General features: G+C 45.2%; 7 protein-coding genes. 6 read left to right on the top strand and 1 reads right to left on the bottom strand.

Features of this window, described 5'->3' with window-relative positions:
• The first annotated feature begins 12 nt into the window (after positions 1 to 12).
• The 5 genes from QP775_RS17800 to QP775_RS17780 are packed head-to-tail and all read left to right on the top strand — an operon-like array spanning position 13 to position 6,493.
• On the top strand, positions 13 to 828 hold the full coding sequence (locus QP775_RS17800) for a class I SAM-dependent methyltransferase (RefSeq protein ID WP_285108082.1): 816 nt from the start codon (positions 13 to 15) through the stop codon (positions 826 to 828).
• Between the two features lie 6 nt (positions 829 to 834).
• Entirely contained in the window at positions 835 to 2,097 is a 1,263-nt protein-coding gene (locus QP775_RS17795) for an MFS transporter (RefSeq protein ID WP_285108079.1), read from the top strand.
• Positions 2,098 to 2,120: 23 nt separating this feature from the next.
• Positions 2,121 to 3,386, top strand: coding sequence for an MFS transporter (locus QP775_RS17790; RefSeq protein ID WP_285108077.1), 1,266 nt, complete (start codon positions 2,121 to 2,123; stop codon positions 3,384 to 3,386).
• Between the two features lie 4 nt (positions 3,387 to 3,390).
• Positions 3,391 to 4,095, top strand: a complete 705-nt coding sequence (locus tag QP775_RS17785) for an ABC transporter ATP-binding protein (RefSeq protein WP_285108076.1) — start codon at positions 3,391 to 3,393, stop codon at positions 4,093 to 4,095.
• 25 nt (positions 4,096 to 4,120) lie between these two features.
• Positions 4,121 to 6,493, top strand: coding sequence for an ABC transporter permease (locus QP775_RS17780; RefSeq protein ID WP_285108074.1), 2,373 nt, complete (start codon positions 4,121 to 4,123; stop codon positions 6,491 to 6,493).
• A gap of 356 nt (positions 6,494 to 6,849) precedes the next feature.
• On the opposite strand, the gene QP775_RS17775 is transcribed toward QP775_RS17780, so the two are convergent.
• Positions 6,850 to 8,202: a C39 family peptidase gene (locus tag QP775_RS17775; protein WP_239329304.1), complete on the bottom strand. Its 1,353-nt coding sequence runs from the start codon at positions 8,200 to 8,202 to the stop codon at positions 6,850 to 6,852.
• Between the two features lie 347 nt (positions 8,203 to 8,549).
• Here QP775_RS17775 and QP775_RS17770 point away from each other — a divergent pair, with 347 nt between their 5' ends.
• Positions 8,550 to 9,431 carry an ROK family protein gene (locus QP775_RS17770; RefSeq protein WP_285108071.1) on the top strand — a complete coding sequence of 294 codons (882 nt, stop codon included), beginning with the start codon at positions 8,550 to 8,552 and terminating at the stop codon, positions 9,429 to 9,431.
• Positions 9,432 to 9,638 lie beyond the last annotated feature (207 nt).

The following is a 9,638-nucleotide window of genomic DNA, read 5'->3' as shown; positions in this document are numbered from 1 at the left end:
AGGTGAAAGCAAATGAGCAAGCTGATGATGGATGAATGGAAAATGAAACGTTTAATAGACCGTATGAAGGGGCAAATGGAAATTAGCTGGTCAAAGGAAGAACAGCTGTTGGAACAGTTTGGTGTTAAAGACGGGGACTCTATTTTGGAAGTGGGAAGCGGTCCTGGTTATATAACGGAGCGGCTCTTGCGCAAATATCCTGCCAGCAAAATTACGTCGATCGAGATTGAACCTTATTATGTCGAATATGCTCAACAGCATTTAATACCGGTATGGAACGAGCGTGTGCATGTGCTGCAGGAGGATATTTTGGATTCTCGTCTAGAGCATGGCCAATTTGATACGGTAATCGCAAGGCTTGTGTTTCAACATTTGCCTAATCCTGATTTGGCCGCTCGTCATATTTATGATCTGCTTAAGCCTGGGGGAAAGTTGGTTATTTTGGATGTGGACGACGCGATTTGGGGGATTATCGATCCTCTGATCCCAGAACTTCAATATATATTAAATCAGCATGCCAAAGAACAATCCTCGCAAGGAGGAAACCGATTTATTGGCCGCCAGTTGTGGCATATATTGCAGACTAACGGATACGATCAGTTGGATTTGAAGCTGCTGGCTGCCCACAGTGATGAGATTGGAATCCGTTCCTTCTTGCCGCAGGTAGATCCGGACGAAATGAGAACTATGGTTGACAATGGTTTTGTGACTGAAGAAGAGGTCGCGGCAGTGGAGCGTGGAGTAGCTGCGTTTTTGGCTACACCTCATCCTTTTGCCCTGCTGATAATGATGGCTGTTTGCGGCATCAAGCCCCATGAGGAGGAGTGATTCCTCATGGGAATGCAGAACGAGCGATTCACGATAATTCGTATCGTCCTATGCGCAGCAGTTGTCTATAATGTAGCGGTTTGGGTTGATCTTGTCTCGATGTTGAATTATTGGGGCTTTCACAACACGTCAACACCCATCCAGCTAGGTGTATTGGTCATGAGTTTCTCAGGTTCAATGGCTCTGGCATCTGTTTTGGGGAACGGACTTCATCATAAGTATTATGAACTTGTAATGATAATAGCAGCGATGACCAGTGGTATTATTATGGTTTTTCAATTGCTAAATCAGTCTTTTACGATTGCTATTTTACTCATTATCCTCAAAGGTGGATTAATTGGACTATTTATAAATGGTCAGACGGGCATATGGAAGCAGATGGGGGACCCTATTCAATATGCTGCTGTTGACAGTCAATTTGAACGGCTGGCGGCTATCATCAAATTTGCAGGGCCTCTAGCTGCCGGAGTCTGTGTTATGATATGGCCCCCACAAGCGGCGTTGTGGCTAGCAGCGGCCGTTTATACCGCTGCAGCTGCTCCTGTTGTATATCTGCTCATACGTTATGGCTCTGCGAGACATTCGCACTTGCTGCAAGTGAAGGAAGATGACGGCAAGCAGCTTGATGTAGAACAGCCAGCTGCAGCACCAGCAGATTGGGATGCAAGAATCTACCTCATCCTGGGACTAATCATTCTAGCTTCAATGTCCTTTTTTGTGACCGTTGGCGACTCGCAGCTCGTTGTTCTGTTTCGAGATATTTTCGCTTGGAATGATGCCAGTATGGTCGCATTTGTAATGGCTGCAGCGGGCTTAGGAACTTTGCTCGTTCGTACAGGGTTGGAATCCCCCGACACCAAGACCCCATTTAAGGCACTTACCTTTTCTTCCCTCGGATTGTCTGCTGTATTTTTGATTGTAACCTGGTGTATGCATCTTCAAGTGAATGTATTGTGGTTTCTCGTATTGTTTTTTGCTGGCGGCGTGTGCTGGCAGATTGGTTTCTCGCTTTATCTGAATAAGCTGATGCGCAATGAACCAGCAGGAAAGATGACCATTATATTTGGTGCGGTCATGGCGATAACCTACATTTTGGGCCCGCTCTTTGGCGGGTACGGCGTAGCCTGGATCGGAGTAGTGAACACCTACTATATTTCAGGATTGTGTATGCTTGGTTTTGGTCTGATATGTAGTGTGGTTTACTTGTTGATCCACTTTAAACGCACAAAGGGGCAATCCGCATCTCATTCTTTAAGTTCCGAGAATTAAAGTGAAAGAGAGAAGGGAACAGCGTGGAAACAGCGAAACCACAAGGCTTATTGGCGAATAAGAATGTTGTATATTTATTGTCTGCTCAATTATTTTCAGCTATAGGGGACGGTATTTTCCTGTTGGCTATTCTAGCGTTATTCGGGATTCAGAAAGAAGCCTCCCCGATGGAAATGGCTTATATTACGCTGGCTCTAGGGCTCCCATTTGTGATCTTTGGTCCATTAACGGGGGTATTGGCCGACAAGTTTGATCGTAAAAAAATAATGATTTTATCTGATCTGGCTCGTTGTGTGCTTATGTTAGCTGTTGCTGTTACGAATGAAGCCTGGCTGATTTATGTCCTGTTGTTTTTAAAAGGTGTGTTTGAATCGCTGTTCACACCCGCCAAAAACGGGAAGTTAAAGGAATACGTCCCTAATGAACAAATGGATCAAATCGTCAGTATTTCGACCATTATTGATTATGGCTCCAAAATTGTGGGTCCTGCTGTTGGGGGTGTGCTGGTAGCAGCCACAAGCATTCAACTAGCGTTTTATCTAGACGCTGCTTCCTTCCTCATTTCAGCCATGTTCCTGATGGGACTGTCAAAGCGGACTGTACCGGTAGAAACGAGTCAAGATAAGAAGGACGAATCCTTCCTGCTGCTCTTTAAAAATGGGTTGTCCTTTATTCGGAAAACACCTGCCTTGATGTATGGGGCTATCGCCTTTAGTATTGCAATGCTCGTTCTGACCTTAACCGATACCCAACTGGTTGTATTGATGCGTCAATTATCAGGAGTATCGATGTCACTGTTTGGTGTTGTGATGGGGGCTATCGGATTGGGGACTTTAGCGGTGGCAGCCATGCTGTCAAAGGCCAAGATTAAGGGTGCCATTCTATACATGTCATTAGGCTGTTTAGGTACGGGAGGAGCCTTTTTTTGTATCACGTTGTTCACCAAGCTGCAATTGATTGGGCAGTGGTTATGGTATCCGGCATTTGGTTTGGTGGGCGGGTGCTTCGCAGCACTTGTGTTTGTTCCATTTCAAGTCATGGCGCAGAAGCTGACGCCTGAGTCTTATACAAGCCGTGTCTTTGGTGTTATTGGGAGCCTTAGCACTTTTGCTACGATTGTTGGTCCTTTGATGGGGGGCGTGCTGATTGATTTGTACGGGGTATTTGCAATCTACTATATCGTCAGTGGTTTGTTGGTGTTAACGAGCGTATTGCTTGCTGTCCTGCATATGACTGACAGCAGGAAAAAGACAGAGCAAGTAGTGATGGAGGGTTTTGATGGGAGGTGACTGCATGAATTTGATCACGATCAACGATGTCAGCAAAGTTTATGGCGAGAAAGAGAGTCAAATATATGCATTAAATCAGGTTACACTTCAAATCAAAAAAAATGATTTTGTCGTGCTGCTTGGTCCAAGCGGCTCGGGAAAGTCTACATTGCTTCATGTGATATCTGGTTTGGAGCGGCCAGATCAAGGCGAGATTTATTTTGGGACAGATCTTTTAACAGGCTACAATGACAAACAATTGCTCGAATTCCGCCGTAAGTATACTGGTTATATTTTTCAGCAGTATCATTTGATTCCCAATTTGACGGTTCAAGAAAATATTGAAATCGGAATGTATCTTAATGAGGACAGCCTGGATGTTAAAGAAATTACAACGGAGCTGAATATTGAGCATTTAAGAGCACGATTTCCATATGAGTTGTCCGGAGGGCAGCAGCAGCGAGTGGCGATCGCCAGAGCGTTGATCAAAAAGCCAGCCTTGTTGTTTTGCGACGAGGCAACAGGCGCGCTGGATGAAAAGAACGCAAAGCAAGTATTAGCTTGTTTGCAAAGCCTCCAACAGAAATATGGCCTTACCATTGTATTTGTCACCCATCATGCTGGAATTTCCAAAATGGCCCGTCACATTATAAAGATGAATAGTGGAAAATTGGTTGATCAAGTATTTAATGATCACCCGCTTCAAGCCGAAGAGATTAGCTGGGGATAACGTTGGTGATAAAGGATGTGTTGTAATGAAGCATGTACTGACATTTATATGGCGTGACATGAGAAAGAATCGTGTGCAAATCGGACTGGTGCTGCTCCTTATTGCAGTTACATCCTTTATCTTTTTTTTCATTAGATATGCTTCTGATGGAATAAGTGCGGAATACAAACGATTTGCAGAGACACAACATCAGGAGCACTTTTCTTTTCACCCGAATTTATCCGTTGGCTTGAATGATGATCAGCAGCGGCAAATCCTTAATCAGGCAGCGATTCCCGAGCAAGAGCTTGAACAGTACGGTTTTGATAATCTACTCCAAATTCACAACCTGAGATTAGACAATGAGGCAGCGGTGCTAGTATCCGAATTAAGCAAGCAATATTCATTTGAATTTGAGAAGATTCGTTTCAAACAGGCTGAAGAGAATGGCTTTCGTTATCGGTGGCTAACGGATGCGGACAGTCGAGCTATTAACCAGGTTCAGGTCATAGAAGGCAGATTGCCAGCGCGAAATGGTGAAATTGCTATTATAGCAACGACATTGGGACAGAGAAAGTTGGCGACAGGCGAATCCTTGTCCATTGGAGGGCATACCTATCACATTGTAGGTAAGGTAAGTTCGCCAGATCATATACGTCAGTATGCAGTGGATCAAGATTATTTTTTGCCTATCTTTGTGAGCCCTAGCCAATACGAAAGTATGACGGGTGATGAAGGCTCTTATTATGCTGGACGCTTCCGAGACGGCGAACAGCATGAAGATAGGGTGCACCAAATGGCAAATGATGCGCGCTTTGCCTCTTTTCTGCCGATTGCAGAACACGCAGAAGCCGTAGAGCTTATCCAGGCTGTTATATCTAACTCGGGTATGTCCAACATCTTCCTACTAACACTGACGCTGCTTTGTACCGGAGTATTCCTCATGTTCCTTAATCGCCGCTTGCGGCTGCAGCAGCAGTCTTGGGGCTGCCTCATCGCGATGGGATATTCACGCGCCAAGCTGATGGGGATGTACATGTTGAATAATCTGTTGTTCAGTTTCTTAGGTGTGTTAGTGGGCCTGAGCCTGGCTTATTTTGCTGCTGATCTGCTCATTCAACAGTTCCAATCTCAATACGTGCTGCCTTCATATCCCAAATTGATCGGCGTTGACTCTTTGTTAATAGGCAGTGGCTCGATTGTGATTGTCTTTAATGGAGCGGCTTTCTGGATGCTGCATCGATTTATGCAGCAAGATGTGGCTGCACTGCTTTTTGCCCGCCAAAAGAATGAACATGTCAATGTTCTGACGAAGTGGGTTAGCCGTGCTACAGTGAGACTGCCGTTTATCCAACGTGTCAAACTACAAATGTCGGCAAGAAGCCTAAAAATGATCTTGCTCATTGGTATAACCGTTTGCCTATCCTCTATTTTATTTATTATGGGTTTGTCTCTGAATCAATCCAGTACGAATGCGGTAGAACATCGAATGCAAGGAATCCATTACCGATATGATGTTCAATATGATAAGCCAGGGTTGTCTTCCTCTCATGAGCAGCGCAATCCTTATTATTTACTGAGAGATAAACGGCTGTTTTGGACTGATAGCAGCGGTGTGCTGAAAGATACCAAAATGAATATACTTGCATTTGACGGAAATGAAACATGGTTGGCCCTGACAGATGTGGCAGGGAAAGAGTTAAATGCCAAGTTGAGCGAAGGAATCATTATGCCAACCGCTAAAGCGGAGCTGCTTGGGATACGTGTAGGGGATACCCTGCAGCTTCACCTCGGCAATAAAAAAATCAACATTCAGATTGCAGGCCTAAGCGGCAATGGGAATCCAGCTATTATTTATATGAACAAATCCAAGCTTGCTGATGAACTTGGCATCTCACGGGATATTTATAACGGTGTGTTCACCAATACAGTAGAGTCCGAGCAGCGTCAATCAGAAGGCTTTCATATTGTGACTGTGGAGAATTTACGCGAGCAGATGAAGGCGCAGGCCTCATCCTCGCAGCTGAGTGCTGTCATTAATCAAATACTTGGCGGTGTTATTGCCGTCATTATGATTTGGCTGATTACGTTGATTACTGTGGAAGAGAACAAAAGAAATATGGCGCTGCTCCATATGCTAGGATACAAACAACGTGAAATTGGAAAGATGCTATTAAATATATATGTATGGGTTCTGATCGTTGCTTATATAGTGCTTACTCCACTGGCTATTGTGGTGGTGCGAGCCATTTTGGACAGCGTATCCCAAAGCACACATGACTATATCCCTCTTGTTTATAATGGCTTCACCTTTGTTGTGGTATTGGCTGCTATTTTGCTCATTTATTATGTAGTGTTGTCAGTTGCGAGACGAATACATGCCCGTACAGCTTCAAGCGGTTCTATTGCCAGAACATAGATGGTGCCTGACCATTTGTGGTTCTGGCAGGTCTGGAAACAACGAATCTCCACCGTCTTGGCTGCTTGCGGTGGGGATTCGTTGTTTCTCGTTGCTGAGCTAGTAAAAAATAGAGCTGCCCAGCGAAGGGAAGCTCTATACTCAAGAGCGTTTGTGAACCGGAGGACGACGTGTTAATCCTCTTTAAACGCGAGTGATACAAATATAGGATGTTAATAGATTTTGTAAATTAAGCATTTTGTATGAGTCCGAGCCCTTGCTGTGTAAATACTTCTTAGTACAAAAGGATTTCCTATCTTTTTTCGTTTATGTGACCATATGTAACATGGTTAGCACGACGCTACGAAAGAAGGTCCTTATTCACTTTTAGGCAAAATGGTAATCGCCTGGCTACCCATTTGTTCCCATCCACGGCGGAAAGCTTCACGTTCCACTTTATTTTTGCGGCCAAGCGGATCATGGACATAGACGTAATGCTCGTCGTACCCTGTCACAAGCAAGGAATGCTCGTAATAAGTGACCTTGATCGGGCCCGTTGGTGTCTGCCAAGTACGCCATGCGGAAGCAGGAACTTGATCGTACAAAGTGGTATGGATCACCCAAATCGGTGAGCCCTGTGCGACCGTAAACAGCAGATGTTCAAAGGAAGTACCCGTTATATCCGCAACCCGGCCTGGCAAATAAGATTCCGCCAACTTGGCAATCGGTTCATGGTACACACCAAGTCCAGGATTGCTGATGGAGTACATATCTCCTACAAACCCGTCATGCGGGTTGCCGAAGTAGGTATTGTTGCCATCCATTCGGAAGGTAGAAGGGTCCTTCTTAATCTTCTTAGCCAACTCCATCTTGCCTACTTGAACCCCTTCGTTCTGAAGCAGCATGGCAAGAACGGTAACCTCGCAACCGCGAGGCAGCTCTGGAAGTTGGAGAATTAACGGCGCTCCATTGTAGCGGAACGACTTAGGCAGCGGCTTGGCTGGATCAAACATCGCATGCTTCCCTCGGTACTTGACCGATCTGCCGGGCGCTTGACGTGCATAGGCAACTGCTTCACTCCATGTACGGAACAATGCCTGAAAATGGCCTTGGACTTCCACTGAGTAGGAACCAAAAGATTCGTAAGCTAAATAGGCGGTCAACTCTTTTTTCCAATCCGCCCATTGTTTGTCCGCAGGGGGATCTTCATCGCGAGATAGGAGAACTAATCCGTTCTTCACATGGATGTAGCGCCCAAATGTCTCACTTGCTGCACGCAGCGGAACATATGCGATTCCGTCTCTCATCTGTGGAGCTGTTCCCAGCTTATAATTTAGCTTCTTGCCAGAGTGGACAGCATGGGCTTGCTTCGATTGATAAACTATCTTACGTTCGTCCGATGCAAGTGTAATGTTGCCATTGTTGGTGTCATAGCTGACTTCCGCATCGAAGTTCCTCGCTAGAAAGCGTGCCGGAACTAGCGTCTCCCCTTGCAGTGTGAATGGCGCTGCGCGTGAGGTACTCTCATCAATCGGAATCAGATATCTGCCAGCACGAGCTGTGTTGCTGTACAGCATCAGCACGACGTCATCGCCAGGCATTTCAAAGGAGAAAAACGAATTGCCTTTGCCCAACTTGGAAGCAAACAAATATTGTATCGGAAACGCACACAGTGCTAGTAATATAAAAAACAGCAGCCAGCGGTTAAGCTGTCGAACAAAGCGTGGCACTTCAAGCTCCCCCTAAATAAGTCATACTGTTAACTATGTATCGGCTAAAATGCCACATTTCTTTAGGACAAGCGTACCTTGAGTCTAGTAAATTTGCAATGCTCAGATGTTATATATTTTGAAATGGAGATATTAATCATGTATCACTGTCTATCCCACTTAATTGGAATGTGGACATTACATTGGTGAGCGATAACATCTGCTGTTGGATTCAAGTACCCTAAATGTTATAATTAAAGGTGGAAGCGTTATCTTGTGAAGAGAGCGCAAGGTAATGCAAGTTGGAGAGAGAACAAGAGCAATTGCAAACACTAGAGAGCAGGCACGGAGAGCGAGGAGAAACCTACATGACAGTATTAGGAGCAATTGAAGGCGGCGGTACGAAGTTTGTAGTAGGCATTGGTACACCGGACGGTAAGATTGAAGACTTGCAGTCTTTTCCAACGACAACACCTGAGGAAACGATGGGCAGAACGGTTGAATATTTTGCAGATAAGGGCGTCAGTGCAATCGGTTTTGGTTCGTTTGGTCCTGTTGACTTGAACCGCCAAAGTGCTACTTACGGGCATATCGCTTTAACACCGAAGCCCCATTGGAGCCATTACGATGTAGTTGGACATTTGAAACGTTACTTTGATGTGCCGATCGGCTTTGATACAGATGTAAATGCAGCGGCTCTTGGTGAAGCGACCTGGGGTGCGGCTAAAGGCTTGAACAGCTGCTTATATATTACAGTAGGAACAGGCATCGGTGCAGGGGCAGTCGTGGAAGGAAAGCTTGTCCACGGTCTGACACATCCAGAGATGGGCCATATTCTAGTTCCTCGTCATCCAGAAGATACGTATGCCGGTAAGTGTCCATACCACGCAGATTGTTTGGAGGGCCTGGCAGCAGGACCTGCTATTGAAGCGCGTTGGGGAGTGAAAGCCTACGAGCTTGCCGAGGATCACAAGGCATGGGAATTCCAAGCGTACTATCTGGCACAGGCACTGATGAATTACATTCTCATTATGTCGCCGCAGAAGATTATCCTGGGCGGTGGTGTATCGAAGCAGACGCATTTGCTGCCGCGTATACGGGAACAGCTTCGTACGCTGCTTAATGGATATGTGCATCATCCAGCTATATTGGAGCAGGCTGATCAATATATCGTTACACCAGGATTGCAAGATCGTGCAGGTATTACAGGTTCAATTGCGCTTGCCTTGCAGGCATTGGAAGATAAGTAAGGTACTATAGGGAATACAGCTAAGCCGCAATCAACGGCATGTCTTGGGACATGTCGTTGATTGCGGCTTTATTTGTTGTACCAGCTTATCATTCTCGCATACTTGATGTGCAAACAGATCTGATGATTGTAACTAATGAGTGATTACGATAGAATATATTCTTGAAACGTTAACTAGAATATAAATAAAATAAGTTTACATATAGAG

It is taken from the genome of Paenibacillus sp. UMB4589-SE434, assembly GCF_030226685.1.
GTDB lineage: Bacteria > Bacillota > Bacilli > Paenibacillales > Paenibacillaceae > Paenibacillus_B.
This window is presented reverse-complemented; position numbering and strand designations above follow the sequence as displayed.

Coding starts and splice junctions, on each gene's coding strand:
- QP775_RS17800 (WP_285108082.1), top strand. CDS start 13: ATGAGCAAGCTGATGATGGATGAATGGAAAATGAAACGTTTAATAGAC.
- QP775_RS17795 (WP_285108079.1), top strand. CDS start 835: ATGGGAATGCAGAACGAGCGATTCACGATAATTCGTATCGTCCTATGC.
- QP775_RS17785 (WP_285108076.1), top strand. CDS start 3,391: ATGAATTTGATCACGATCAACGATGTCAGCAAAGTTTATGGCGAGAAA.
- QP775_RS17780 (WP_285108074.1), top strand. CDS start 4,121: ATGAAGCATGTACTGACATTTATATGGCGTGACATGAGAAAGAATCGT.
- QP775_RS17770 (WP_285108071.1), top strand. CDS start 8,550: ATGACAGTATTAGGAGCAATTGAAGGCGGCGGTACGAAGTTTGTAGTA.